The sequence below is a fragment of the Glutamicibacter soli genome, assembly GCF_052322135.1.
Lineage (GTDB): Bacteria > Actinomycetota > Actinomycetes > Actinomycetales > Micrococcaceae > Glutamicibacter > Glutamicibacter soli.
The window spans coordinates 2,679,886-2,706,555 of sequence record NZ_CM125969.1; the positions used below are offsets into that span (position 1 = coordinate 2,679,886).

Here is a 26,670-nt window from a genome sequence, read left to right on the forward strand (position 1 = left end):
TATTTCCATCTAACCGGTGCGATACCGGAGTTTAGTACTGCTGGCCGCCGGCCATGGACTCCAGGCGCGCAATACGCTGGTCCATTGGCGGGTGGGTGGAGAACATCTGCTTCAGCTTCGAACCGAACGGGTTGGCGATCATCAGGTGCGAGCTGTTGACCAGCTTCTGATCCTGGGCGGGCAACGGGGCCGCGCTGATGCCGCTTTCAAGCCGGCGCAGCGCGCTGGCCAGGGCCAGCGGGTCGTTGGTCAGCTTGGCGCCGTCCTCGTCCGCGTCGAACTCGCGGGTGCGGCTCACGGCCATCTGGATGATCGACGCGGCAATCGGAGCCAGCAGGGACAGCGCGATCAGCGCGATCGGGTTGACGTTGCGGTTCTCGTTGTTGTTTCCGCCGCCGAAGAACAGCAGGAACTGCGCCAGCGAGGTGATCACGCCGGCGATGGCCGCCGCCACCGAGGAGGTGAGGATGTCGCGGTTGTAGACATGCATCAGCTCGTGGCCCAGCACCCCGCGCAGCTCGCGCTCATTGAGCAGCTGCATGATGCCCTCGGTGCAGCACACCGCGGCGTTCTCCGGGTTGCGTCCGGTCGCGAACGCGTTCGGCGAGGCGGTTGGCGAAACGTACAGGCGCGGCATCGGCTGCTGGGCATTCATCGACAGCTCGCGCACGATCCGGTACATTTCCGGCTGCTGCTCCTCGGTCACCGGGTAGGCATGCATCGAGCGCAGCGCGATCTTGTCGCTGTTCCAGTAGCCGTACGCGGTGGTGGCCACGCCGATCAGGGCGAAGATCCAGATGAAGCTGGCGTTGCCGGTGCCGTTGGCAATCAGGGAGCCAATTGCCAGGAGCAACGCAAACATGCCGCCAAGCAAAAGGGCCGTCTTGAATCCGTTGTTGTGTCCATGCACGATGGCGTACTCCCCTAGTCATGAATTCGTACTTAGTCTTCCTAGTCTAGTCAACGTACGGAAACGCCGCACCGTTCCGCTGCGGGGAGAAAACCTGCGCCGCGGCAGGGTGATCTTGGCAACGCCGGCGGTTAATGAAGCGAAACGGGGAACGCCGCGCACGGCTCGATGTTATAGCGTGTGATTTGTATCCACTTCTTGATAAGAAGTTTCCGGGCTCACCGCAGTCCTCCCTGTTCGAAAGCCGATCCGCCGCATGACACCACGCACCGTGAACCCCATCCGCTCGCAGCACAGCTACGGCTTGATCCAGGGAAGCACCGCCTACCTCATCTGGGGCCTGCTCCCGGTCTATTTCCTCATGCTCCCGCAGATCTCGGCCTTCGAGTTCGTTGCGGTCCGAGTGGTCTTCTCCTTGGTTTTCTGCGTCCTGCTGCTGCTTGCGACCAAGCAGATGCGCCAGTTCGCGGCCATGTTCAAGGAAGGCAAGACCATGCGGCAGCTGGCGCTGGCCAGCTTCCTGATCGCGGCGAACTGGGTGCTCTACGCGGTGGCGGTGCTGACCGGACACGTGCTGGAGGCGTCGCTGGGCTACTTCATCAATCCGATCGTGGCGATCCTGCTGGGCGTGCTGGTGCTGAAGGAACGGTTGCGGACCCTGCAATGGGTGGCAGTGGGCTTCGCCTGCCTCGCGGTGATCGTGCTGACCATCGGCTTGGGCCGGGTTCCGTGGATCTCCCTGGGCTTGGCCTTCTCCTTCGGCTTCTACGGCCTGGTGAAGAACCAGGTGGGCCAGAGCGGCACTGCGCTGGGCACACTGACCATGGAGACCCTGTGGCTCGCTCCCCTGGCCGCCGTGTTCATCGGCTGGCTAGCCATGGCCGACGCCTCGGCCCTGTTTGCGGCCGATCCGGCCACGGTGCTCCTGTTGGCCGCCAGCGGCATCATTACCGCTGTGCCGCTGCTGCTCTTCGGCGGGGCTGCCCGGCGCTTGCCGCTGAGCACCGTCGGCTCCCTGCAGTTCCTGGCTCCGCTGATCCAGTTCATCCTCGGACTGCTGGTCTTCGGCGAGCAGATGCCGGTGGAACGCTGGATCGGCTTCGGGCTGGTCTGGATCGCCGTCATCATCGTACTGGTCGACATGCTGCGCGCGCCCAAGGCCGGCACCATGCCGGAGCCCAAGCAGCTCGTCTAAGGCTCCCTCCGCGCGCAGCGAGGCCCGCAGCTTCTTCCAGTTCTTCGGGAAAGCAGCTGCGGGCCTTGTTCATTAGCTGAACCGCATGCCCCGCTTCTTGAGGCCTTCTGGCCGCTCCAGCGCACCCGTCCCGTGCTGCTTCACTTCCCGGCCGACAGGTCGCCTGCAGCGCCCGGCCGGGTGCCTCCCCGCGCGGGTGCGACGCGGAAGGCCGGGAAGTCCCCGGTTAATGCACGGCATCCCGCACAGCGCGAGCTGTGCGGGATGCCGTTTGCGGTGGGTTTATCCGTTCGCTGCCAATTAGGCGGCGTGCTTGCGGATTGCTGCTTCCAGAACATCGAACGCGTCGGTGAGCAGCTCGTCGCCGATGACCAGTGGTGGCAACAGGCGGACAACGTTGCCGTAGGTGCCGCAGGTCAAGATGAGGACACCCTGGGCCAGGCACTCGTCGGCGATGGCCTTGGTTACGGCTGCGTCAGGCTGCTTGCCGCCGGCCTTGACGAATTCCAGCGCGATCATCGCACCGCGGCCACGGACGTCGCCCACTGCCGGGACGTCCTTCTGCAGCGCGGTGAAGCGGGTGAAGAACTGCTCCTGGATCTCGCGGGCGCGGCCCGAGAGGTCCTGCTCCTCCATGAACTTGATGGACTCCAGCGCAGCTGCCACGGCAACAGGGTTGCCGCCGTAGGTGCCGCCCAGGCCACCGCCGTGCACGGCGTCGATCAGTTCGGCGCGGCCCACGATGCCCGACAGCGGCATGCCACCGGCGATGCCCTTGGCCACGGTGATGATGTCCGGCTCGATTTCCTCGATGTCCGAGGCGAACCAGGAGCCCGAGCGGGCGAAGCCGGCCTGGACTTCGTCGGCGACGAAGACGATGCCGTTTTCCTTGGCCCATTCGGCAATGCGAGGCAGGAAGCCGGTGGCCGGGACGATGAAGCCGCCCTCGCCCTGGATCGGCTCGATGATGATCGCGGCGATCTGGTCGCCGCCGATCTGCTTCTCCATGGCCAGGATGGCGCGCTCAGCGGCTTCCTTGCCCGAGATGTTCGGGTTCTCTTCGCGGTATGGGTAGCTCATCGGCATGCGGTAGATCTCCGGCGCCAGCGGGCCGAAACCGCGCTTGTACGGAGCTGCCTTGGCGGTCAGGCCCATGGTCAGGTTGGTGCGGCCGTGGTAGGCGTGGTCGAAGGCAACCACTGCCTGGCGGCCGGTGGCCACGCGGGCCACCTTGATGGCGTTCTCCACTGCCTCGGAGCCCGAGTTGAAGAATGCGGCGCGCTTTTCGAAGCTGCCCGGGGTGATGGAGGCAAGCTTCTCTGCCAGCTCGATGTAGCCCTCGTACGGGGCGACCATGAAGCAGGTGTGGGTGAAGCGCTGGGCCTGCTCGGCGACGGCCTTGGCCACTGCCTGGTTCGAGGCGCCAACGGTGGTCACGGCGATGCCGGAGCCGAGGTCGATCAGCTGGTTGCCGTCCACGTCGACGATGATGCCGCCGTCAACGTCTGCAGCGTACACCGGGAGGGTCGAGGCGACGCCAGCTGCCACCGCGTTGGCGCGGCGAGCGGTCAGCTCCTGAGACTTGGGGCCTGGGAATGGGCCTTCGAGCTTGCGCTTCTGTTCAATGCGGTAGGTAACGTCCACCAGCTTTTCCTCTCACTATGGCTCTTGCATCCGCCGAGGAATGCAAAGTTCTAGTAGCAGAATATGTTGGCGCGAAACGTTGCACTACCGGATTCAGCACAAGGAGCTGCCGGCTTGGTAGTGCAAGTGCACAGACAAAGCGCGGCCCCCGTTCCGCGAAGGAACGGGAGCCGCGCTGGTGCTGCCGTGAATCGAGGCTACAGCGAGTGTGCCGGCTCGATCACGTCGTCATCGGTCTTCTCCGGGTGACGCGACAGGTGGATGAGGGCTAGGGCCAGGCCGCCCCAGATGGTGAGCATCGAAATGATCATGAAGACAATCGCCAGTGCGCTCATTGTCAGTATTCCTTTCCTGCGGGTTCCGGAATTTCCTCGGCTTCGACGTTCTTCTTGTGCTGGTGGAATTCCGGGTCATCAAGCTTGGACTTCTTGCTCCACGGAACCATGGACAAGATGATTGCGCCCACGATCAGCGCACCGGCCATGCCCCAGCCGAAGACACCGTTGAACCATGCCGGATAGCCGGAATACTGCTCGGCCATCTTGGTCTGGACTTCGTTGATGAGCATGTAGCCCAGCGCTGCCGGGCCGACGCCGCCAACCAGGACTTTCCAGCCGGTGCCCACCTTGATGGAGCTGTGGCGGTTAAGGTGCTTGGCCAGCTTCGGGAGCATGCCCAGGCCGGCGCCGAGGACGATCACGATGACCAGTGCGCAGGCAAGGATGCCGAACTGGTTCACGAACGCGTCCATGGTGTCCAGCAGGTACAGGCCCGTGGTGGTCGGGAACAGCGCCAGGGAAATCAGCGCGACCGGGATGGTCACGATCAGGGTCGCCGGTGCGCGGCGCCAGCCCAGCTTGTCCTGGAACGCCGCCACGATCACTTCGAGGATCGAGATCAGGGAGGTCAAGCCGGCGAAGACCAGCGAACCGAAGAACAACACGCCGATGACCGAACCCAGCGGCGCCTGCGACACGATGGTCGGGAAGGCGATGAATGCCAGGCCGATGCCGCTGACCGCGACCTCGTCCACGCTGGAGTTCGCGTTGTAGGCCATGAAGCCAAGGGCGGCGAACACGCCGATGCCTGCCAGCAGCTCGAAGCTCGAGTTGGCGAAGGCCACCACGTAGCCGGAACCGGTCAGGTCGCTCTTGCGCTTCATGTAGGAGGAGTAGGTCACCATGATGCCGAAGGCCACGGAGAGCGAGAAGAAGATGTGTCCGAAGGCAGCAGCCCAGACGCTCGGGTTCTTCAGCGCTTCGAAGTTCGGGGTGAAGAAGGTGTTCAGGCCGTCGATGGCGCCGGGCAGGAAGACCGACTGGACCACGAGGACCAGGAACATGATGATCAGCAGCGGCATGAAGATGGCGTTGGCGCGGGAGATGCCCTTGTTCACGCCGGCCACCATAATCACGATGGCGATCAGCCAGACGGCGAACATCGGGATCAGCACCGGGCCGACGAAGTCGAAGCCAACGGTGACTTCTTCCTGGACTTTCAGGAAGTCGTTCATGAAAAATCCACCGGCGCCGTCGGGGTTCTTGTCCCAGGCCTTGGTGATGGAGAACCAGCAGTACATGGCGGCCCACGCAATGATGGCTGCGTAGTAGATGGCGATGATGAAGCAGATCAGAACCTGCCACCAGCCGAGCACTTCGGCCTTGCGATTCGCGCGGCGGTAGGACAGCGGGGCCGACCCGCGGTAGCGGTGGCCGACTGCGTAGTCCAGGAACAGCAGCGGAATACCGGCGCACAGGATGGCAACCAGGTAAGGGATGAGGAATGCGCCGCCGCCGTTTTCGTAGGCGACGTAGGGGAAACGCCAAATATTTCCTAGACCAACGGCCGAACCGATCGCGGAGAGAATGAAGAGTTTGCGTGACGAGAAAGTCTCACGCTTGTCTGATGCGAGCGGAGCGCCCTGAGTAGATGATTGAGAGCTCATGTCACTAAGCTAGCGCAAAAATTTCGCAATGTGGTCACTTTTCGGCATCTTTCACTCAAGTTTTTGAGCATTTTGCGCAAATCCTTGCAGCAGCAGACGCACCATAGAATGAACCTATGGCAATTAGTTTACGCGGACTGCTGGATCATGACGAGCTTGGTTTAAAGGCTTTGACTGATCCTACACACTCCTTGGAGACCGCGATCACATGGGGCGCGGTGACTGAGCTTCTGGACCCCTCCAAATTCCTCACCGGCCGCGAGATCGTGCTGACCACCGGAGTCCGCCAGAAGTCGGCCGCGGCGCAGATCGATTTCGTTCGCACGCTGGCGGCTAACGATGTGGTGGCGCTGGGGTTCGGTATCGGCTTGGAGCACGAAAGCGTACCGGGTCCGGTACTTGAAACCGCCCGAGAGGTGGGCCTGCCGGTCATCGAGGTGCCCTATAAAACTCCTTTCGCGGCGATTTCGCGCCTGATTGCCGAAGCGCTGAACGCAGACCACGTCAAGCGTGTTGAGAACCTGCTGCGCGCCCACCAGAAGCTGGCCCAGTCCCTGCTGTCTTCGGATCTGGACCGCATGCTCACCGAGCTGTCCAAGATGCTGAGCACCGACGTCGCCTTGAGCCTGCACGGCGAAGTGATCAGCGGCGACTTCGATCCGGGGCGGGCCTGGCACGAGCTGCCGGTGGCCACCGGGCTGCGCGACCGCTGCACCTTGCACATCGCCGAGCCCTACACCCGTGACCCCATCGTGGAATACGCCCAGTCGCTGATCGGACTGGAGCTGACCAACAAGTCCCGGCTGCGCGCCTCGCGGCGCCTGGCCAACGGGCAGGTGCTGGCCGACCTTGCCTCCGGAGCGCTGTCCGGATCGGACGCGGCGGTCCGCCTGGGCGCGCTGGGCCTGGAATCCCAGCGCGAGCACTCGGTGGTGCTGGTGCAGGCCAGCGGCCAAGCCGACAGGCTGCAGACACTCCCCCTGCCCGCCGACCTCGCCTCGCAGGTCACCGCCATCGTCGAGGACCGGCTAGTGGTCATCGTGGCGTACAAGCAGGTGCAGCTGTCCATCGACCGGCTCGACACCTACCTGGCCACCGCAGGCATCCCCGCCAAGGTCGGCTACGGCGGACGCTACTCGAACACCACCGGCATCCGGTGGAGCTATTTCGAGGCCCTGGAATCGCTGCGCCACGGCGAACGCGTCAATGTCCCCACCAAGCTCTCGCTGACCTCCCTGCTGCTGGCCGCCCGCGACGTGCCCTTGCAGGACCTGGCCGCCGAGGCGCTGGGCCCCATCCAGGATTTCGATTCCTCCCACGACTCGGGGCTGATGCGCACCCTGCGCGAGTACCTGAACCGCGACGGCTCCGTGGGAGCGGTGGCCGAATCGATGGGGCTGCACCGCAACACCGTGCGCTACCGCATGCAGCAAATTGCCGAGCTCTCCGGCTACGACCCGAACGTCACCAGTGACCGGGTCCAACTATGGATTGCGCTCAGTGCACTTGAGCTGCGCTAGTTCTGGATAGGATTAACGCATGGCTGACATGTTTCTAGAGAAGTTCCGTTCACTCGTCCCGAAATACCTTGAGGACCAGTGGAACGAAGCCGATGGCCTGAGCGCCGGGGAATTGGCAGACGGCCTGGCCGAGGCCAAGGTCAAGATCCCCTTTGTCCTGGAGGAGTTCTACCTCGCCCTGGGCAACAACGACGATTTCATGGAGGCCTACCACTACTTCTTCGATCCCGAAGAGCTGGAAATCGAGGACGGCTACCTGTTGTTCCTCGAGGACGAGGAAGAGAAGTTCGTGTGGGGCTTCAAGCAGTCCCAGCTCGAGGTGCCGGATCCGATTGTCTACCGCCGCAACAACGCCAAGGGCAACTGGGTCAGCGAGGAGGGCACCTTCAGCGAATTCACCCTGGACATGTTCGCCTGGGTCTTCGAGGAATTAGCTGCCGAGCTGGAGGACTAGTGCTCTACCGTTCCCACGAACCGCACGGCTACCAGTGCCCGTTCTGCGAGCTGGTCAACAACCTGCCCTTCAGCGAGGACAACCTGTGCGCCCCGACGGACATGATCTACCAGACCGACCAGGTCGCGGCGATCATGGCCTGCGACGGTTTCGGGAACTTCGGCGGGCACGTGATGATCATCCCGACCGCCCATCTTGAATCCCTGTACGACCTGGATGAGCAGATCGGCGCCGCGATCATGCGCGAGACCCGGCGTATCGCGCTGGCCATGAAGCTGGCGTGGAATCCGGACGGCACCAGCACCCGCCAGCACAACGAGCCTGCCGGGAACCAGCATGTCTGGCACTACCACCAGCATGTCTTCCCGCGGTACTGGGACGACGAGCTCTACCGCCAGCTGCGCCACCGGGTTCCTGTCGAGGACCGCGCCGCGAAGGCCGAGCAGCTGCGCGCGGCGCTCTTCAGCGACGAACACCCGCAGCGGCTCTACGAGTCCGACCTGCGGTGCTGAAAACCGCGGCTTAAACCAATGAAGTCCTGCACTTCCCTTCCGGGAGGTGCAGGACTTCGTTGCTTGGACGGTTCGCCGGAGCTAGGCTTCGCGGGTCACCACGGCGTCTGCGAAGGAGATCAGCGCGCTCTTCACGGTGCCTTCAGGCAACGGAGCCAGCACCTCGATAGCGTCGTCGGCCCAGCGGCGAGCCACGCTCCAGGCGTCCTGGACGGAGCGGTGGGCGGCGACGGCTTCCACGGCCTTGGCCAGAGCCTCGTCGCTTGTCAGGTCCGAATCCACCAGCTCGACGGCCGCCTGCGCGGCGGCGTCGCCGTTCTCGGCGGCCTGGCGCAGCAGCAGCACCGGCAGGGTCGGCACGCCTTCGCGCAGGTCGGTGCCCGGGGTCTTGCCCGAGTCGGCTTCCTTGGAGGCGATGTCGATGACGTCGTCCGCGACCTGGAAGGCCACACCGACCTTCTCGCCGTACTCGCGCAGCACTTCGATGAATTCGGGGATGCCGCCGAAGCGGGCGCCGAAGGCGCCGGAGGTCGCCAGCAGGGAGGCGGTCTTGTCGCTGATCACCTGGATGTGGTGGGCGATGGCGTCGTCGCCCTCACGCGGGCCGATGGATTCGTGCAGCTGGCCCAGGCACAGGCGCTCGAAGGTGCGCGACTGCCATAGCACCGCTTCGGGGCCCAGGTCGGCGCCGAAGACTGAAGCGCGGGCGAAGATCAGGTCTCCGGCCAGGATGGCCACGGAGTTGCCCCAGACCTCATGGGCGGTGGGAGCGCCGCGGCGCATCGGCGCGGAGTCCATGACGTCATCGTGGTACAGGGTTGCCAGATGGGTCAGCTCGACCACGGCGGCGGCCTTGATGACCTCGTCGGTCACGCCGCCGCCCAGCAGGGAAGTCAGCAGCACCAGCAGCGGGCGCACGCGCTTGCCGCCGGCTTCCACCAGGTGTCGGCTTGAGGCATCAATCAACGGGTCGGAGTTGGCCAGCGCATCGCGCAGCAGCTTCTCCACCTTGGCCATGCCCATGGAGATGGCAGGTCCGAATTCGGGATCCTCGGCGATCAGTGCAAAGCCCGAGGGAAGATTGATGGCCGCAGCAAGCACTGCGGTTTCAGGATTCAGCTCAATCGAGTCGGACACCTCGTGTCCGGCTGCGGTCCAGTTGCTCTTGGAATCAGTCACTGTTTTACGGCTTACTATCTTTCATCGGCTTGGTCATCGCATTGAACGAGGACTGCTTGCCCGCGCTGGTGGCGCACAAACATCACTTCACTCTATCCGATGCGTTCCACTGAACGCTCGCAGACCGGCGCTTGCCGCGTTTTATGGCATGGCAATGGGCCGCGAAACTGGTCAACACCGAGTTTACCGGGTCGCGCGCGATGGCGCGGCGCAACCCGCTGAAAGTCACAGCTGCATCCGGCGTGGTGACAGCGGACACCTCCTCCAGTCGCCGGTGGTCATTGCGCGGTAGGCTTAGCCCTATCATGTCTGCAGATTCGTCCGTTCTCGGCGCCAGCGGCCTTCATGCCTCGGCACCAGCGTTAACCAGCATCACCTTCGAGTACGAAGGTGCCTCCGAGCATCTCATCTCCGATTCCCTGCGCCACGGCAGCATGGTCTGGACGCGGCGCGGACGCGGGCTGGTGGGATTCGGGACCGCCGCGCGGTTGACTACCCGCGGCGAACAGCGCTTCGTCGAGGCGCGCACCTGGTTCGCGCAGCTGCTCTCACAGGCGCAGATCACCGACCCGATCAACCGGCCCGGCAGCGGCCTGATCGCGTTCGGGTCCTTCGCCTTCTCCTTCACCAGCGCCTTCGACTCGCGCTTGGTGATCCCCCAGATCGTGCTGGGGCAGGATGACGAGAAGTCGTGGATCACGGTGACCGGCAGCGCCGAACAGCTGGCTGGCCTGACTCTCGACTCCGCGCTGGAACGCGCCCGGGCCGCTAAGGACGAAGCGGCACTAGCCCCGACGACCCAGGGCGAGATCGAATTGACCAGCGGACAGCTGACCGCCGGCGCCTACCTTGACGCGGTGCGCCAGGCGCTGGGCACGTTCAGCGAGTCAGGCATCTCCAAGCTGGTGCTCGCCCGGGACATCATGGCCCGCAGCACCACACCGATCGACCTGTCCCATGTCGTGACCGCGTTGACCGAACGCTACGGCAACTGCTGGACCTACTCGGTGGACGGGTTGGTGGGCGCCACCCCCGAGATGCTGGTGCGTGTCACCAACGGACTGGCCGAGGCCCGCGTGCTGGCCGGCACCCTGGACCGGGCCACCGAAGGGGCTGACGCCCCGGACTTTGCCAAGCGCCGGCTCTTCGACGACCCCAAGCAGCGCCACGAGCACCAGCTGGCCATCGATTCGCTGACCGAAGCGCTGAACCCGATTTCCCACGGCATGAAGTCCCCGGACGAGCCGTTCATCCTGCAGCTGCCCAATGTCTGGCACCTGGCCAGCGACGTGCGCGCCGAACTGCGCCCGGACGAGCGCGGGGCGCTGCCCTCAGCACTGGACATCGCGGAGATCTTCCACCCGACCGCCGCGGTGTGCGGCACTCCCACGAAGCAGGCCGGAGCGGTGCTGCGCCAGCTGGAAGGCCTGGACCGCGGACCCTACGCCGGCCCGGTGGGCTGGGTGGACTCGCGCGGCGACGGCGAATTCGGGATCGCGCTGCGCGGAGGCATTCTGGAGGATGCAAACCACATGCGCCTCTACGCCGGTTGCGGCATCGTTCCAGGCTCGGTGCCCGAAGACGAGCTGGCCGAGTCATGGGCGAAAATGCGCCCGATGCGCCAGGCGCTGGGCGCCGAGTAGTGCCCTAGCCGGCTTCCTCGTGCTGGTCAGGTAATGGTCGGATTTGAGCACAAGTTTTACTTATGCTCCCCGACACGTGTGTGAGGTGAATCTCATCCTCGTTGTAGCGTGGTTATGATTGTGCGTACGCAATGATCCACTCGCATTACCCGAAAGTAGGTTTTGATCCTATGCGTCTGACCAAGAAACGTTTTGCCACCACCCTGGCAGCAACTTCCGTGGCACTTCTGGCCCTGACCGCCTGCGGCTCCGATAGCGGTTCGGCCGAGCCTTCGGCAGACGCCGCAGGTGGGCCGACCTTCCTCAACGCAGGCAAGCTCACCGTTTGCTCCGACATCCCCTACGAGCCATTCGAGTTCGTCAAGGGCGGCAAGAACGTCGGCTTCGACATGGACATCGCCGCGGAAATCGCCAAGGATGCCAAGGTTGAGCTGAACGTCATCGACGCAAGCTTCGACTCCATCGAATCCGGCCTGTTCAAGTCCCAGTGCGACATTGCCATTTCCTCGCTGTCCATCACCGATGCGCGCGCCAAGAAGATGAACTTCTCGACCCCGTACATGGATGACGACCTGGTGCTGATTTCCAAGGACGGTTCGGGCATCACCGATCTGGCCACGGCCAAGGACAAGAAGGTGGGTGTGCAGCAGGCCACCACCGGCGAGAAGTACGCCAAGGAACAGGGCCTGAGCAACATCGTGGGCTACGAGGACGCGGGCTTGCAGACCCAGGCCCTGCTGGCCGGCCAGGTTGACGCGCTGCTGGGCAACCAGTCGGTGCTCGGCTACGCGATCAAGGACAAGCCGGGCTACGCGGTGGTCGCCGACTTCAAGACCGGCGAGCAGCTGGGCGTCGGAGTGCCGCTGGAGCAGGCCGCCACCCTCGAGTTGGTCAACGGCACCCTGAAGCGCCTGACCGATTCGGGTGAAATGGAAGAGCTGACCGTGAAGTGGTTCGGCGAGAAGTAAGTCCTCGTCGCTAACGGACTATTTAGACGCGGGGGCCGAGCGACGCCCTGATCCGGGCGCCGCGGCGGCCCCCGCGACCTTTATGAGAGGTACACCATGGCAATGACCACGAGTCAGCGCGCCCGCCTGAGCAAAACCATCCAGATCATCCTGTTTGTTGCGATCATCGCCGCAGTGGTCTTGTCCCTGGACTGGGAAAAGACCCGCTATGCCTTCTTCTCCTTCGAGAAGCTAGGCCCGATGTTCCCGGACATGATCATTGTCGGCTTGAAGAACACCATCTTCTACACCGTTATTTCCTTCGCCTTCGGCCTGGTTGTCGGCCTGCTGCTGGCGTTGATGAAAATGGCGTCCTTCGCCCCGTACCGCTGGTTCGCCACCGCTTTTGTTGAATTCTTCCGCGGCATCCCCGCCATCCTGGTGCTGTTGGCCTTCGGCTTCGGCCTCCCCCAGGCCTTCGGCACCACCTGGCCGCAGCCGGTGAACATCATGCTGGCATTGGGTCTGGTATCTTCGGCCTACATCGCCGAGACACTGCGCGCGGGCCTGCAGGCAGTGCCCAAGGGGCAGACCGAAGCGGCACGTTCGCTGGGCATGCCTGCCTGGCGCGCCATGGTCACCATCGTGATCCCGCAGGCGTTCAAGATCGTCCTGCCTCCGATGACCAACGAAATCATCCTGCTGACCAAGGACTCCTCGCTGGCCTTCATCCTGGGCGCGTCGATGGCCCAGTACGAAATGACTAAATTCGGCCGCGATGGCATCCAGTCGCTGGACGCCGGCATCACCCCGCTGGTCGCCGCCGGCCTGTTCTACCTGGTCATCACGATCCCGTTGAGCCTGGTAGCCCGGAAGTTTGAATCCCGCTCGGCTCGGACCAAGCGCTAGAAAGGACCGACAATGACCACGACCAACAACTCGATGGCAGAACGCGCCGCCGGCGTGGAGATCTCGGACCTGCGCAAGTCCTACGGCAGCAACGAGGTGCTCAAGGGCATCAGCCTGGACGTCAGGCCCGGCGAGGTAGTCTGCCTGATCGGCCCTTCGGGCTCGGGCAAGTCCACCCTGCTGCGCTGCGTGAACCTGCTGGAGAAGCCGAACGGCGGCACCATCCACGTGGGCGGCTTCGAGGCCACCGACCCCGAGGTCAACCTGGACAAGATGCGCCAGAACGTCGGCATGGTGTTCCAGCAGTTCAACCTGTTCCCGCACCTGACCGTGCTGGAGAACTGCACCGTCGCCCAGATCAAGGTGCTCAAGCGCGACAAGGCCAAGGCGCACGCCACCGCGAAGCTGAACCTGGAACGTGTGGGTCTGGGCGACTTCGGCGGACGCTATCCGGACGAGCTCTCCGGCGGCCAGCAGCAGCGCGTGGCGATCGCCCGCGCGCTGTCCATGGAACCGACCCTGATGCTCTTCGACGAGCCGACCAGTGCGCTGGACCCGGAGACCGTGGGCGAAGTGCTGGCCATCATGAAGAAGCTGGCCCGCGAGGGCATGACCATGCTGGTGGTGACCCACGAGATGGCCTTCGCCAAGGAGGTCGCCGACCGCGTGGTTTTCATGGACGGCGGCGTCGTGGTGGAGGAGGGCGTTGCGGCCGAGGTCATCGGCAATCCGCAGCAGCCGCGAACGCAGGACTTCCTGCGCCGCGTGCTCGACCCTACCCACGTGGATATCTAGTCCTCCCCCGGAGATAGGAATCGCCGAAGCCCCGGCAGGCATCCTGGCCATCAGCCAGTTCGCCTGCCGGGGCTTCGCCGCGTCTGGGGCGGTTCCGAGTCCGGATCAGGCCGCAGGCCAGGGCAGTTCGCCCAGGCGCTTATTCAGTTCCAGATGGTGCGCGCGCAGTGCCTGGCGGCTCGCCGGGATCTCGATCAGCCGCAAGTCCCCGGGGGTGCCGCTAGACAGCAGCGAGCCGAGTTCTGCGCGGGTGAGCACCCGGTGGTAGCTCCAGCCGTAGCCTTCGGCGAGCGTCCTCAGGTCCATCTGCTGGGGCGTGGCGAACAGCCGCTCCACGCTATTGCCGTAGCGCCGGGATTCGTCCACCTGGCCGTGCTCCAGTGTGGAGAAAATCGCTCCTCCCCCGTCGTTGTAGACGACAACGTCCACCGTGGGCTTCTGCTCGCCCAGGGTCCAGAGCATCGAGCTTGCGTCATGGGCGAAGGTAATGTCCCCCATGACTGCCACGGTGTGCTGCCCGCTGCCCGCCGCCAGGCCCAGGGCCGTGGAGATGGTCCCGTCGATGCCGGCCAATCCGCGGTTCGCATGGCAGGTGCTGGCCCCCGGAACGCTCGGATCCGCAGCCAGGTCGAAGTCGCGCACGATGTTCGAGGACCCCAGCAGCAGCTGCGGAATGCGGGCGTTCCAGATTTCCTCCGCCACTGCGGCCCCGTCCAGGGTTTCGGGTTCCTGCAGTGCTGCGCGGATCGGCTGGGCCTGCGCATCCAGTTGTTGCCAGCCCTCCAGCCAGCCCCGGGGTGCGGTGCCGGCGAAGTCGACGAGCTGCTGGGGATCTGCCACGGGTGTTTCGCGCCGGCGCCCGGCCTCGTACCAGGGGGCAGGAGCCGGTTCCCAGATCACCGAGTCGATGTGCGCTGCGGCGAGCAGCCGGCCGACCGGGCGGCTGAGCGTGGGACGCCCGAACAGCACCACGCGTTCGATGCGCTCAAGACCTACCGCGATCAGCGGGCGGTAGTGGCGGATGGCGTGGGCGGAGAAGCGCGCGTTGGAGGACGGCTCGGCGAAGAGCGGCAGCCCCAGGTGCTGGGCGAAAGCCTGCGCCTCGGGACCCGCAGCGTGTCCGGCGACAACCACTGTGCGCCGCACGGCGGCGTCGGTGGGCTGCGGCCAGGCGGTTCCGGACAGTTGGGTTCCTGGGCTTGCCCAGTCCCCCGGCTCAATGCCGGTCCAGGCTTGGGTCTCCACTCGGGAGTCGTCTTCAGGCGTCAGCGGGTCGCGGAATTGCAGGTTCAGCTGCACCGGGCCGGCCGGTGCCTGCGCATTGCCGCGCAGAGCGGCCAGGGCCGCATCCAGCGCAGTTGCAGGGCTGTTCCCGGCGGGGACGTTCAGCGCCGCACGAACGTGCTCGCCGAACAACGTTTTCTGCCGGGTGCTCTGGCTGGCGCCGGTTCCGTGCAGCTCGTCCGGCCGGTCGGCCGAGAGCACCAGCAGCGGCGTGCCGGTGTGGTTGGCTTCCATGACGGCGGGCAGCATCTGGCCGATGGCCGAGCCGCTGGTGGCGGCGATGGCAGTGGGCGCGCCGGTGGCCTGGGTTAGTCCCAGCGCCATGAAAGAAGCCGAGCGTTCGTCGATGCGCACATGCACCCGAAGCTTCCCTGCGGCTTCGGCTTCGGCCGCGGCGTAGGCCAGCGGGGCGCTGCGGGAACCGGGAGAAATCACCAGGTCTCTGATTCCTGCGGCAATCAGTGCCGAGAGCACCTCGCGGGCCGTGGTGATGGCACGCTGTCCATCCTGCTGCGCACTCACGCGTTCAGTCACCTCTAGTCTTGGCCGGAAAACACCCTTCCAAGTCTATCGAGTCGCCGGTTGCCCGGTACCCGGAGTTCATCCCGGGACGCGGACAGCGGCGGGAAGCCTGTCGCTTCCCGCCGCTTCCTGCCTGTCACCGGAAATGGCTAGTGCTTGCCGTGCCCATTGCCGTGGCCATGCCCGTGACCGTTTCCGTTGTTGCCCTGGCGCTCGGTGAAGACTTGGACCACGCTGGGCCGCGGGCCGTAGAACTGGCCCTTCTTCACCTTGCCCGGAGCGGCTACGAAATCGGGGAACAGCGACGCCGGCTGGGCGAAGCTGCCGCCCTCGCCCGGATGCTGCACCGCAACGAACACCGAACCGTCCTTGTCATGGATCACCGGGCCGCAGGTCTCGGCCCCGGTGGGCACCGCGAGGAACTGCTCCACGCGGCCCCGGTCCTTGCCGGTCAACGTCACCTTGTGCAGCGCGTCGGAGTAGCCGATGGTGCCCGGGGCGCCGTCGGTGGAGATCCATAGGTTGCCCGCCGAGTCGAAGGCCAGGTTGTCCGGGCAGGAAATCGGGGAGACCTTCTGCGCCGGATAGCCGGAGAAGTAGGTGGAGGAGTTGACCTTCGGGTCGCCCGCCACCAGCAGGATGTTCCAGGTGAACTTGGTGGCCGTCGCGTCGTTGCCAGCTTCGGTCAGCTCCAGGACGTGCCCGTCGCGGTTTGCCACGCGCGGGTTCTGCTCGGTGGCGCCTTCCTTGCCTGCCTTGCCGCGGTCGGAGTTGTTGGTCAGCGCCACGTACAGCTTGCCGGAGACCGGGCTCGGCTCCACGTCTTCGGGGCGGTCCATCTTGGTGGCGCCGATCTTGTCGGCGGCCAGACGGGTATACACCAGCACTTCTTCCACGCTCATGCCGTCCACCATCGACTTGCCGCCGCGCACCAGCGGAAGCCAGGTGCCGGTGCCGTCGAAGGCGCCGTCCGAGGGCAGCGCCCCGCTGCCGTCGATTTCAGCGGCCGGCGAGTTGCCGGCGAACTTCGCGACATACAGGTCGCCATCCGACAGCAGGGTCATGTTGTGGCGGCGGTCGTTCTTGCGGTAGGTCCCCGAGGAGACGAACTTGTAGATGTATTCGAAGCGCGAGTCGTCGCCCGAGTAGGCGACGGCCTTGCCGTTCTTGGCGATGCGCACATTCGCGCCCTCGTGCTTGAAGCGGCCCAGATTGGTGTGCTTGACCGGGATCGACTTCGGATTCTGCGGATCGATCTCGACAACCCAGCCGAAGCGGTTCGCCTCGTTCTCGAATCCTTCATGGTGCAGGCCGAAGCGCGGGTCGGTGTCTTCCCAGCCGCGTTCGGTGGCCTTGGCCGCGATTCCGTAGCGGGCTTCCTCGGCGGTTCCGCGGCCGCGGAAGTACTGGTCGATGTTCTCCTCGCCGGAGAGCACGGTGCCCCACGGAGTGGTGCCGCCGGCGCAGTTGTTCAAGGTGCCCAGGATCTTGGTGCCCGTGCGGTCCGCTGCGGTCTTGAGCAGGTCGCTGCCCGCAGCCGGCCCGTCCACGGTGAACTCAGTCTGCATGGTGATGCGGCGGTTGCGTTCGCCGCCTTGGACGTAGGTCCACTTCTTGTCGTTCTTCTTGCGAGAGACCTCGACAACGCTGAAGCCGTGGGCGTTCATGGCGATGCGGCGGGCTTCGTCCTTGTTCGCCTCGAACCAGTCGGCGTCGAACATCATGTCTTCGTTGGTGTATTCGTGGTTGGCGACCAGCACGCCGGTGCGGCCGGAGTACTTGTCCACGATGATGTCCAGGTAGTCGCAGTTGTATCCGAACTGCTCGGCCTGCTTGCGTGCGGTCTGATTCTGCGCGTCGAATTCCGGCGAGCGCTTGAACAGCGGGTCGCCCCAGCGGATGATGCTGTGCCAGTCGTAGCCTTCGGGCACGGTCATGGTGTCCACCGAGCGCGAGACCGGGTCGATGGCCTGGAAACCGAGCTTCCCGCCGTGGGAGCCGTGCTTGCCGGCGACGGCCACTTCAGCAGCGGATGCCGGCGGGGCGCCGAACAGCTGCGGGCCGACGACCAGTGCGGAGGCACCGATGGCACCGAGCCCAAGCATCTGGCGGCGGGAGAGCGCGGAGTCGGCGATGTCGCGGAAGTACGCGTTGGATGAGTTGTTGCAGTCCGGCTTGACGCAGGCATCCCCGCATTTGAAGTGGCAGGTCGCTGCGGAACGTCCGCCGCGGGTATGGCCAAGCATCGGCAGCAGGGTACGGGTGGGATTCATTGATCCGTCACTTCCTCGGTGTGGCTCGCTCGTCAGGGGGTGAAGCGATTCGAGGTTTTCATCCCGAAGTGGTCAAAAGCCGTACTGGAGGTTAACACGAGGATAATTCTGGGTGCGGCTCCCCTAGTTCTCCAACAGCTGCGCGTAGCAGTCGCGCACCCGCAGGTGCCACCAGGCCTCTCGTTCCTGTCCCGGATGCAGCTTGGCCAGCTTGTGCGGCTGCGGCTTCACGCGGCGCACCGGCAGGTACCCGGCGGTAGCCAGCAGCGGCTCGTCGGTCACGTCGTCCGCGAAAAGGGTTCCGGTGGACAGCCCGCAGGCATAGGGAAGCTCGGGCAGGGCGCTGGCCAGCGCGGCGGCCTGAGCCAGGCCCACAGAGGTGTCCAGGGCGCTGGAGACCACGACATCGAGTTCGGCCTGCGCAGCGATGTCGAGCACGGTCTGGATGCCTCCCAGCGGCTGAGCCTTGATGATCATCAGGTCGGCGGCCCCGAGCCGGGAGACTTCCAGCGGATCGGTGTGCTTGCGCACTGCTTCGTCCGCGGCGATCTTCAGGTCGATCCGCGCGGAACGCAGTCGCGCGCGGACCTCGGCCAGTCCGGTGATGCCGGGCACCGGCTGTTCCGCGTATTGCAGATCGAAGTCGCTGAGCCGGGTCAGCGCTGCCACCGCGGTGGGGATGTCCCATCCCATGTTCGCGTCCACGCGCAGCGCGGCCTGCGGGTACAAGCGCCGGGTTTCGGCCACCCGGGCAAGGTCCTCATCTACGCTCTGCCCCTGCTCGGCCACCTTGATCTTGATGGTGTGCGGCGCATCGTAGCGTTCAAGCACGCGGCCGACTTCGCCGACCAGAACGGCCGGGAGCGTGGCATTAACCGGGATGCTGGTGCGCAGCGGCTGCGGGAAGGGCTGGTAGGCGGCTTCGATGGCGGCGGCCAGCCAGCGGGATGCTTCCTGCGGACCGTATTCCAAGAAGGCGGAGAATTCTCCCCAGCCCGCCGGTCCTTCGATCAGCAGCGCTTCGCGCTGGGTCACCCCGCGGAATTTCACCTGCATGGGCAGCTGGACTACGTGGCTGTGGGCGAGGATTTCTTCCAGGGCAGGCAGGGGAAAGTTCATAGTCCCAGCCTAGCCATGGTGGCGATAGTTACATGCCCAAAGCGTGCCTTGAAGCACGTGAGTTATGACAGGCTAGAGATATGAGCCGCCATTCCGCCACCCTGAAGCCGCGCCACGTGCAGTGGTGGTCCGGCGGGTTGCTGTTGCTGGCGTTGTTCATTGTCGAGTACGTCTTTTTTGTCCAGATGCGCGCCGGCCAGTGGGCCGACCAGGTGGGCTTCACCGTGTGGTCCCAGTGGTGGCCGTCCACCAATTCGGGCAACCCGGTCCGCCAGTTCCTCGATTTCCTGCCGTTGATCTGCGGAGCCATTGCCACGGTGTTCCTGCTCTACCGCGTCATCCGCGACCGCAGATTCCTGCGGGCGGTGATTGCGGTTGCTGCTGCAGGTGCCGCCATGGCCACCACGCAGATCCTCAAGCACCTGATCCTGATCCGCCCAGATTTCAACTTCGGCACCTCGGGAAATTCATTCCCTTCGGGACACACCACGGCCGCCGCCGCGGCGATGGGACTGATGTACCTGGTCTCGCCGCCGACGCTGCGGCCTGTGGTTCAGCTGGTCGCGTGGGTTTTCGCCACGGCGGCCGGAGTGGCCACGTTGGTGTGCGGCTGGCACCGTCCCAGCGATATCGCCGCCGGTTTCCTGGTCGCAGCGTTCTGGATGGTCCTTGCCAGCGCGGTGCTGCAGCGCATCCAGCCGTTGAGCGGCGAGGTCAGCAAGACCAGCTGGTCGCGAAGCCTGGGCGTCCTAAGCCTGGTCGTCTGGGTGCTGGTGCTGCTGCTGTCCTATCTGCTCCCCCACCCGCACATCCAGAAGGTCCCGCAGGAGCTGCTGCTGGCCTATGCGGTACTGGGCATCGTGCATGTGGTGGCTGCGTCCCTGATCTCGGGGCTGGCGCTGCGCTCCGTTGTCATCGGCCCGGCCCGCATCTGATCCGCCGCAGTACCGGCTAGCGACCCTGGGCGATCAGGGCGTTCAGCTGGGCGGCGGCCTGTTCGGAACGAGGGATGGTGACCGCGAAGCGGCGTTTGTCCTTCAATTCAACGGCCAGCCCTTCATGGCGGCGCAGCACCACGGCGGATCCGCCGGGGAAGAAGCGCCATCCCCAGCCGCCCCATTCCATGGGCTGGATCTCCTCGGCGAGGACCGATTCCATGTCCTTGACCTCGATGGTGCGCAACGGGAACCCCAGAAGGGCGCTGGACACGCGTAGCCTTCCGCCGGCCACCGTCACGCGGATCCTCGCCAGCCCGAGGACCAGCGGGGTGAGCAGGACGATGAAGGCGATTCCCATGATGAAGCTGACGATGTCTCCACCTTCAGTGGTGCTCATGAAGATCATGAAGATACCCATGCCCGCCATGAAAAGTCCTAGCAGCCACAACCACCGGGGGGCGTTCATTGTCTCGCTGAATTCATCACCTGGTGCGATTTCAGCCGCCGGCGGGGCCTTCACTGTGGCTGCCTGCCGCTTCTCCTGTACCTTAGCCAAGCGGTCACGGCGCTTGTTCTGGCGATTGAGCTGGTACTGCTGGAATACCCCGCAGATCCAAACAGGAACAAGGCTGACCAAGGTCGCTGCGATGCTGGCGAAGATCCAGGGTCCCGCTACGGCTTGGGTCGGATCACCGGCGAACGCCGTAGGCACAGAGCTGGAAACATAGACCCCTGCGGTGGTCCAAGCCATCAGGCTTCCCACAAAAAGAAGCCCGAGCAGCACCAGTGGCTTGCGGGTCAGGTACAACGATGCCCATGCGACCAAGCCTCCGAGGATCGCGAAGGTCATGGAGGCGGTGAAGAACACCGCGCTGTCGGCGAATCCGTCCGGCCGGGCGCTGTCGGACCAGTGGGTCGCTGTGATGCTGGGCAGCGACGTCCCCAGCAGCGTCCGGGTCAGCGCGATCACCGCAATGGGCAGGAAAAGCAGGATGATCAGTGGTGTACGGCTTCTGATCTCAACGCGTTCGCTGGAAATGATCTGCCCCTTTCGGCTTCGGCGCTCCGCCCCGTTCTCGGGCCGGTCGCCGGATAAGTCATCTTCAAGTCTAGGAAATGCGCCTTGACTTGCCAATTAATCCCCCGGGCTGCAGCCGCCCAAAGGGTACGGAAAAGGCCCCGCCACCCGGGAAAACTTCCCGGGTTGCGGGGCCTGATTCCGGCCGTCTACAGGGTAGACAGGGCCTTCTTCGGATCGGTCATCGCATCGGCGACGTAGCGCAGGAATCCTGCAGCGGTGCCGCCATCGCAGACACGGTGGTCGAAGCTCAGGGTCAGTTCGCAGATGGAACGGACCTTGATCTTGCCGTTGACAACCCATGGCTTCTGAACGATCCGGCCCAGGCCGAGGATGGCAGCTTCCGGGTAGTTGATGATCGCCGCGGAGCCGTCCACGTTGAACACCCCGTAGTTGTTGATGGTGAAGGTGCTGCCGGACAGGTCGGAGACCCCGGCCTTGCCTTCGCGGGCCACGCCGGCCAGTCGGGCGAACTCGGCCGACAGCTCGTTGGCGTTCAGCTTGTGGGCGTCGCGCACGTTCGGGACCACCAGACCGCGGTCGGTCTGGGCCGCGAAGCCCAGGTTGACCCCATCGAAGATGGTGTGGCGCAGCGAGCCGTCGTCCTCCACGTCGATGCGGCTGTTCAGCTCAGGGAAGCGCTGCAGGCCGGCCACGGCGAAGCGGGAGATCAGCGCCATGATGCTTGGCGCCTGGCCCTCGGATTCCTTGATCTTTCCGCGCAGCTTCAGCAGCTTGGTGACATCCACGTCCACCCACACTGTCGCTTCCGGGATTTCCCGGCGCGAGGTGCTCATGGCGGCGGCAATGGTCTTGCGCACGCCGGAGAGCACCTGGCTGGAAGCGACCGGCAGGCCGGTGCGCTTGTCTGCGCCTGCGGCAGCGCCCTCGGACGGCTTCTGCGGTGCCGGCGCGGCGGCCGGAGCGGGAGCTGCCGCCGGGGCTGCCGGGACAGCGGCCGCTGCGTCTGGCTGGCCCTGGCTGATCAGCGCCTCCACGTCGGCACGCAGGACCAGGCCCTCGGGGCCGGTGCCGCGCACTGCGTGGATGTCGATGGAGTTCTCGCGGGCCAGCTTGCGCACCAGCGGGTTGATGACGCGCACGGCCTGCGTGGAGGTCTCGCTGGACGCGGCCGCGGTGGTGCTGCCTGCGCGCGGGCGGCGACGGCGGCTGGTGCTCGGCTTGGAGGCGCCGGTGCCGTAGCCGATCAGCACGTTGCCGCTGGCTTCGTCCTCTTCGGCCTCCTCCGGCACCTGGGTTCCGGCCATTTCCTCTTCGCGGTAGGACAGCGCGCCCTCGGCGGCAGGGGCTGCGGCTTCCGGCTCGACGCCTCCGGTGTTCACGGAGATGAACGGTTCGTCCACCAGCATCATCTGGCCGGCATCGCCGTGCAGGGTCGAGACCACGCCTTCGAACGGGCACGGGATCTCCACCAGCGACTTGGCGGTCTCCACCTCGGCGATGGGCTGATCGACGATGACCGAGTCGCCCTCGGCGATCATCCAGCGCACCAGTTCAGCCTCGGTCAGGCCTTCGCCCAGATCGGGCAGCAGGAACGTCTTAATGCTCAATTTAAGCCTCCCACTGGAGCTGGTCGACCGTATCAAGGATGCGCTCGACGCTTGGCAGGTTGTACTTCTCCAGCGTTGGCGCCGGGAACGGGATGTCGAAGCCGGTCACGCGCAGCACCGGAGCCGCCAGCGAGTGGAAGCAACGCTCCTGCACGCGGGCAACGATCTCGCTGGCCACGGAGGCGAAGCCCTGGGCTTCGGCCACCACGATGGCGCGGCCGGTCTTGCGCACCGAGGCTGCCACCGATTCGTCGTCGAACGGAACGATGGTGCGGATGTCGATGACTTCCAGGCTGATGCCCTCCTCCGCTGCGACCTTGGCGGCCTGCATGCAGGTGGAGACGCTCGGGCCGTAGGTGATCAGCGTGGCATCGGAGCCGGCGCGCGCAATACGTGCCTTGCCCTCGGTTTCCGCGGCCTTGCCGGCCTCGTACTGGGCGGCCAGCTCTTCGAGGTTGACCTGCTCCTTGGACCAGTACAGCTTCTTCGGCTCGAAGAAGACCACCGGGTCCTCGGAGTCGATGGCCTCGCGCAGCATCAGGTAGGCGTCGGCCACGGTGGCCGGGGTGAAGACCTTCAGGCCCGGGGTGTGGGCGTAGTAGGCCTCGGAGGAATCGCAGTGGTGCTCCACGCCGCCCACGCCGCCGGCGTAGGGGATGCGGATGACCATCGGCAGCGGCAGGCGGCCCTGGGTGCGGTTGCGCATCTTGGCCACGTGCGAGGCGATCTGCTCAAAGGCAGGGTACGCGAACGCGTCGAACTGCATCTCGATGACCGGGCGCATGCCGTTCATTGCCATGCCCACGGCCATACCCACGATGCCGGACTCGGCCAGCGGGGTGTCGAAGCAGCGTTCGTTGCCGAAGCGGGCGGTGAGCCCGTCGGTGATGCGGAAAACGCCGCCAAGCGTTCCCACGTCCTCGCCGAAGATGACCACGGACTGCTCTGCGGTCAGGGCATCGGCCAGCGCCGTGTTCAGCGCCTTGCCGAAGGTGACCGGCTGGTTCTCGGTGGCGGCCTTGGCCGCTGCACGGGCGGTAGCGTCGGAGACGTTCGGGTTCACCCGCGAAGTGGTGGTAGTCATGCTAGGCCTCCTCACGGGCTAGTTCGTCGGCGAGCATTGCCTGCTGCTCGGCCATCTGTGGGGTCTTGGAAGAGTAGACGTGCTCGAACAGCTCGCGCGGATCGGTGTCCGCGTCCTGGTTCATGCCGTCGCGCAGGGTCTTGGCCACTGCCTCGGCCTTCTCGGTGATCTCCGCGGTGGCCTGCTCGGTGAGCAGCCCGGCGTCGTCCAGGTAGGACTGGATGCGGATGACCGGATCCTTGGCCTTCCACTCGGCGACCTCGGCGTCCTCGCGGTAGCGCTTGTCGTCGTCCGCGTTGGTGTGGGCCTGCATGCGGTAGGTGTGGGCCTCGACCAGCAGCGGGCCGTTGCCCTCGCGGGCCAGGCGCACGGCGCGGGTCATGACTGCCATCAGCGCCATCAGGTCGTTGCCGTCCACGCGTTCGCCGGCCATGCCGTAGCCCACGGCCTTGTGGGCCAGGGACGGGGCGGCGGACTGCTGGGAGAACGGCACGGAGATCGCGTACTTGTTGTTCTGCACGAAGAAGACCACCGGCAGGTTGAACACCGCGGCGAAGTTCAGCGCTTCGTGGAAGTCGCCTTCACTGGTGGCGCCGTCGCCGCACATGGCGACCACAACGGTGTCCTCCCCGCGCAGCTTGGCCGCGTGGGCGACGCCCACCGCGTGCAGCAGCTGGGTGGTCAGCGGGGTGGCCATCGGCGCGCAGTTGTAGGCCTTCGGATCGTACCCGCAGTGCCATTCGCCGCGGAAGCTGGTCATGACTTCCATCGGGGCGACGCCCTTGGTCAGCACGGCCACGGTGTCGCGGTAGGTCGGGAACAGCCAGTCGCCTTCTTCGAGGCACAGCGCGGCGGCGACCTGGCAGGCTTCCTGGCCGTGGCTCGACGGGTAGACGGCCATGCGGCCCTGGCGCACCAGGGCGGAGTTCTGGTCGTTGACGCGGCGTCCGGTCACCAGGGCGGAGTAGGCCTCCATGAGACGAGCGGGGCTCGGCAACGGGTACTCATGGCCCGGTTCGGTGCCCTGCTTGTCCTGTGGACGGAGGGTTCCATCCGGGTCCAGAAGGTTGATCATGTGCCGTGCTGGCAGCATGTAGTCTTCCGGGGTGATACCGAATTTGTCGCTGACTTCAGTCATGCGACCCGCGTGTGCATCGGTGCTCATGTTCTCCCACCTTTCGTAGTGCTGCGAAGGTCCCCCGTCACGCATACCTGTGACTGGCTTCACCCAAACATCATTTGCAACTAATTATGCGTATCAGTGGCAATCTGTATCCACTCCGGGCGCTAATCATGGAAAGTTGAGCATGGGATGCGTATACTTGTAGACGATTCGTATCAAGAAAATGGGTTTGGCGATGACTCGTCCGACCCGCTCGCAAGGAGTACTAATGACCGCTGACGCGGAACTGAAACTGGATGATGTCGACCGCGCGATCTTGGCCGAACTCACCAGCGACGGCCGGCAGTCGGTCACCACGGTCGCACAGAAGGTCCATGTCTCCCGGGCCCATGCGTACTCGCGAATCGCCAAGCTCCAGGATGCAGGGGTGATCACCCGTTACACGGTGGTCATCGACCCTGTGAAAACCGGCCTGAAAGCCAGTGCCTACGTGACATTGAAGCTGCGCCAGCACTCCTGGCGGGAACTGCGCGACCATCTGGCCTCGATCCCGGAGGTGCACCATATCGGGTTGGTTGGCGGAAACTTCGACGTGATCCTGCTGGTGCGCGCTAAGGACAATCTGGACCTGCGCCGGGTGGTTTTCGAGGAGCTGCAATCGCTGCCCACCGTGCTGGATACCCAGACGCTGCTGATTTTTGAAGACACCGATACCCGTTAAACGGGCAAGCCCGCCCGAAGACAAAACGTCCGCCGGATCAGATCCAGCGGACGTTTTGTCGTTGCTCCGAAAATTCTCGCACGGCAGGCCGCTTCTCATTCAACATCCAAAGTCGCAGCCGTCCCCTGGCCAATACTTGCTATGCCGAACTGGAACAACAGCGTATTGAGGGGCCCAAGATGAGCACCGACCCATGGAAGAACGCAAAGCTGTCGACTGGTCCCCGCACGAGATCGATAGCATCGCTGTGCGGATTCCGTTGACCGGTCATGAAGTCTGTTGTTGTCATGCACAGTACATGCGCGGTCCAGCTGGGAAAACTGTGAAACAGGGTGCTTGGTTCTACGCAAGTTCAACCTGCGCGTCGGCAATTTCGTTGCCGGCTTGGCGGCGTTGGCCTGCAAGAAAAAACTTTACGGACGGCAGCCTCGGCGGCCCAGCCTGAAAGTCTATTGATGCACCAAGCGCCCGCCAGAATCAATCTGGCGGGCGCTTGGCTTCAAGTACTTACTTCTTGCCAGTGAACACCGGCGGGCGCTTCTCCTGGAAGGACTTGAAGCCCTCCGCGTAGTCCACGGTGTCGCACAGTGCCGCCTGCGCGCGGTTCTCGGTGCGCATGGAGTTCCACAGGCCCACACGCTGGTCGCGGATTTCCGCCACCAGCTGCTTGGACGCGACGAACGCCTGGGTAGCGCCCTGGGCGACCTTGGCGATGATCTCCTCGCCGCGCTCGGCGAGTTCCTCGGCCGGGAAGGCGCGGGAGAACAGGCCCGAACGCACGGCTTCGGCACCGGAAATCAGCTCTGCGGTGTAGATCATGTCAAGAGTGCGGTGGGCACCCAGGCGCTCGGTGAACAGCCAGTGTCCCCCGGAGTCCAGGGTCGCGCCCAGGTTGGCGAACGGCGAACCGATCTTCGCGTTTTCCGCCACGTACACCACGTCGGTGGCGACTGCCAGGCCAAGTCCAACACCCAGGCAGGCACCCTGCACCAGGGCGAAGGTCGGAGCCGGGAAGCTGGACATCTTCTCCAGCAGCGGCTGCACCTTGCCTTCGAGGTAGCCGATGACGTCGTCATCTGCCGGGTTGACCCCGGAGATGTCGCGTCCTGCGCAGAAGCCGCGGCCTTCTCCGGTCAGCACCAGGGCGCGGACTTCTCCGGTTTCCACGGCCGCCGCGGCCTTGTCATAGGCCTCGGACAATTCGGCAAGTGCCGCCTCGTCCAGTGAGTTCATCTTCTTCGGCGCATTCAGCACCACGCGGGCGATGGAGTCGGCAATCGTCAGTTCGATCATGAAGTCATCCC

At 64.8% G+C, this 26,670-nt stretch carries 23 protein-coding genes; 10 read left to right on the plus strand and 13 right to left on the minus strand.

Annotated features, from left to right (window positions below; all coding sequences use genetic code 11):
• Window positions 1-31: 31 nt before the first annotated feature.
• Entirely contained in the window at window positions 32-910 is an 879-nt protein-coding gene (htpX, locus tag ACTX90_RS12730; protein WP_047119768.1) for a zinc metalloprotease HtpX, read from the minus strand.
• A gap of 256 nt (window positions 911-1,166) precedes the next feature.
• Between htpX and rarD the strand changes: the two genes are divergently transcribed.
• Complete coding sequence (rarD, locus tag ACTX90_RS12735; protein ID WP_113607454.1) at window positions 1,167-2,105, plus strand: EamA family transporter RarD; 939 nt, start codon at window positions 1,167-1,169, stop codon at window positions 2,103-2,105.
• A gap of 300 nt (window positions 2,106-2,405) precedes the next feature.
• Here rarD and gabT read toward each other — a convergent pair whose 3' ends face one another.
• From gabT to ACTX90_RS12750, 3 genes are all read right to left on the minus strand, one after another.
• On the minus strand, window positions 2,406-3,749 hold the full coding sequence (gene gabT, locus ACTX90_RS12740) for a 4-aminobutyrate--2-oxoglutarate transaminase (RefSeq protein ID WP_053798557.1): 1,344 nt from the start codon (window positions 3,747-3,749) through the stop codon (window positions 2,406-2,408).
• Between the two features lie 197 nt (window positions 3,750-3,946).
• Window positions 3,947-4,084: a methionine/alanine import family NSS transporter small subunit gene (locus tag ACTX90_RS12745; protein ID WP_113607455.1), complete on the minus strand. Its 138-nt coding sequence runs from the start codon at window positions 4,082-4,084 to the stop codon at window positions 3,947-3,949.
• Between the two features lie 2 nt (window positions 4,085-4,086).
• The gene (locus ACTX90_RS12750; protein ID WP_047119771.1) at window positions 4,087-5,694 is read right to left on the minus strand and encodes a sodium-dependent transporter; all 1,608 of its coding nucleotides are present in this window, start codon (window positions 5,692-5,694) and stop codon (window positions 4,087-4,089) included.
• Between the two features lie 116 nt (window positions 5,695-5,810).
• Between ACTX90_RS12750 and ACTX90_RS12755 the strand changes: the two genes are divergently transcribed.
• The 3 genes from ACTX90_RS12755 to ACTX90_RS12765 are packed head-to-tail and all read left to right on the plus strand — an operon-like array spanning window position 5,811 to window position 8,180.
• Window positions 5,811-7,214, plus strand: a complete 1,404-nt coding sequence (locus tag ACTX90_RS12755) for a PucR family transcriptional regulator (protein WP_113607456.1) — start codon at window positions 5,811-5,813, stop codon at window positions 7,212-7,214.
• 19 nt (window positions 7,215-7,233) lie between these two features.
• The gene (locus ACTX90_RS12760) at window positions 7,234-7,668 is read left to right on the plus strand and encodes a hypothetical protein (RefSeq protein WP_113607457.1); all 435 of its coding nucleotides are present in this window, start codon (window positions 7,234-7,236) and stop codon (window positions 7,666-7,668) included.
• Entirely contained in the window at window positions 7,668-8,180 is a 513-nt protein-coding gene (locus ACTX90_RS12765) for an HIT family protein (protein WP_113607458.1), read from the plus strand. Before ACTX90_RS12760 ends, ACTX90_RS12765 begins: the two co-directional genes overlap by 1 nt.
• A gap of 81 nt (window positions 8,181-8,261) precedes the next feature.
• On the opposite strand, the gene ACTX90_RS12770 is transcribed toward ACTX90_RS12765, so the two are convergent.
• Window positions 8,262-9,359, minus strand: coding sequence for a polyprenyl synthetase family protein (locus ACTX90_RS12770; RefSeq protein WP_047119775.1), 1,098 nt, complete (start codon window positions 9,357-9,359; stop codon window positions 8,262-8,264).
• Window positions 9,360-9,664: 305 nt separating this feature from the next.
• On the opposite strand from ACTX90_RS12770, the gene ACTX90_RS12775 reads away from it, so the two are divergent.
• The 4 genes from ACTX90_RS12775 to ACTX90_RS12790 all read left to right on the plus strand — a co-directional run bounded on the left by ACTX90_RS12775 (window position 9,665) and on the right by ACTX90_RS12790 (window position 13,653).
• Window positions 9,665-11,002, plus strand: a complete 1,338-nt coding sequence (locus tag ACTX90_RS12775) for an isochorismate synthase (RefSeq protein ID WP_052772449.1) — start codon at window positions 9,665-9,667, stop codon at window positions 11,000-11,002.
• Window positions 11,003-11,172: 170 nt separating this feature from the next.
• Window positions 11,173-11,970, plus strand: a complete 798-nt coding sequence (locus ACTX90_RS12780; RefSeq protein ID WP_047119776.1) for an ABC transporter substrate-binding protein — start codon at window positions 11,173-11,175, stop codon at window positions 11,968-11,970.
• A gap of 96 nt (window positions 11,971-12,066) precedes the next feature.
• Window positions 12,067-12,858 (plus strand): amino acid ABC transporter permease, encoded by a 792-nt coding sequence (locus tag ACTX90_RS12785; protein WP_047119777.1) that lies wholly within the window; start codon window positions 12,067-12,069, stop codon window positions 12,856-12,858.
• A 12-nt stretch (window positions 12,859-12,870) separates the two neighbouring features.
• The gene (locus ACTX90_RS12790; protein WP_047119778.1) at window positions 12,871-13,653 is read left to right on the plus strand and encodes an amino acid ABC transporter ATP-binding protein; all 783 of its coding nucleotides are present in this window, start codon (window positions 12,871-12,873) and stop codon (window positions 13,651-13,653) included.
• 105 nt (window positions 13,654-13,758) lie between these two features.
• On the opposite strand, the gene menD is transcribed toward ACTX90_RS12790, so the two are convergent.
• From menD to ACTX90_RS12805, 3 genes are all read right to left on the minus strand, one after another.
• A complete protein-coding gene (gene menD / locus ACTX90_RS12795; protein WP_443442197.1) occupies window positions 13,759-15,459 on the minus strand; it encodes a 2-succinyl-5-enolpyruvyl-6-hydroxy-3-cyclohexene-1-carboxylic-acid synthase in 1,701 nt (566 codons plus the stop codon).
• 149 nt (window positions 15,460-15,608) lie between these two features.
• A complete protein-coding gene (locus ACTX90_RS12800; RefSeq protein ID WP_060616998.1) occupies window positions 15,609-17,732 on the minus strand; it encodes a PhoX family protein in 2,124 nt (707 codons plus the stop codon).
• Window positions 17,733-17,855: 123 nt separating this feature from the next.
• The gene (locus tag ACTX90_RS12805) at window positions 17,856-18,851 is read right to left on the minus strand and encodes an o-succinylbenzoate synthase (RefSeq protein ID WP_443442198.1); all 996 of its coding nucleotides are present in this window, start codon (window positions 18,849-18,851) and stop codon (window positions 17,856-17,858) included.
• 80 nt (window positions 18,852-18,931) lie between these two features.
• On the opposite strand from ACTX90_RS12805, the gene ACTX90_RS12810 reads away from it, so the two are divergent.
• Complete coding sequence (locus ACTX90_RS12810) at window positions 18,932-19,786, plus strand: phosphatase PAP2 family protein (RefSeq protein ID WP_113607460.1); 855 nt, start codon at window positions 18,932-18,934, stop codon at window positions 19,784-19,786.
• 16 nt (window positions 19,787-19,802) lie between these two features.
• Here the strand turns inward: ACTX90_RS12810 and ACTX90_RS12815 are convergent, their stop codons facing one another.
• The 4 genes from ACTX90_RS12815 to pdhA all read right to left on the minus strand — a co-directional run bounded on the left by ACTX90_RS12815 (window position 19,803) and on the right by pdhA (window position 24,687).
• Entirely contained in the window at window positions 19,803-20,759 is a 957-nt protein-coding gene (locus ACTX90_RS12815; RefSeq protein ID WP_443442199.1) for a DUF3093 family protein, read from the minus strand.
• Between the two features lie 257 nt (window positions 20,760-21,016).
• Window positions 21,017-22,438 (minus strand): dihydrolipoamide acetyltransferase family protein, encoded by a 1,422-nt coding sequence (locus ACTX90_RS12820; RefSeq protein ID WP_443442200.1) that lies wholly within the window; start codon window positions 22,436-22,438, stop codon window positions 21,017-21,019.
• Between the two features lies 1 nt (window position 22,439).
• Window positions 22,440-23,522, minus strand: a complete 1,083-nt coding sequence (locus tag ACTX90_RS12825; protein WP_047119782.1) for an alpha-ketoacid dehydrogenase subunit beta — start codon at window positions 23,520-23,522, stop codon at window positions 22,440-22,442.
• A 1-nt stretch (window position 23,523) separates the two neighbouring features.
• Complete coding sequence (pdhA, locus tag ACTX90_RS12830) at window positions 23,524-24,687, minus strand: pyruvate dehydrogenase (acetyl-transferring) E1 component subunit alpha (RefSeq protein ID WP_053798569.1); 1,164 nt, start codon at window positions 24,685-24,687, stop codon at window positions 23,524-23,526.
• A gap of 226 nt (window positions 24,688-24,913) precedes the next feature.
• Here pdhA and ACTX90_RS12835 point away from each other — a divergent pair, with 226 nt between their 5' ends.
• The gene (locus ACTX90_RS12835) at window positions 24,914-25,366 is read left to right on the plus strand and encodes an Lrp/AsnC family transcriptional regulator (protein ID WP_047119784.1); all 453 of its coding nucleotides are present in this window, start codon (window positions 24,914-24,916) and stop codon (window positions 25,364-25,366) included.
• Window positions 25,367-25,873: 507 nt separating this feature from the next.
• On the opposite strand, the gene ACTX90_RS12840 is transcribed toward ACTX90_RS12835, so the two are convergent.
• Entirely contained in the window at window positions 25,874-26,659 is a 786-nt protein-coding gene (locus tag ACTX90_RS12840; protein ID WP_047119785.1) for an enoyl-CoA hydratase/isomerase family protein, read from the minus strand.
• Window positions 26,660-26,670: the final 11 nt, after the last annotated feature.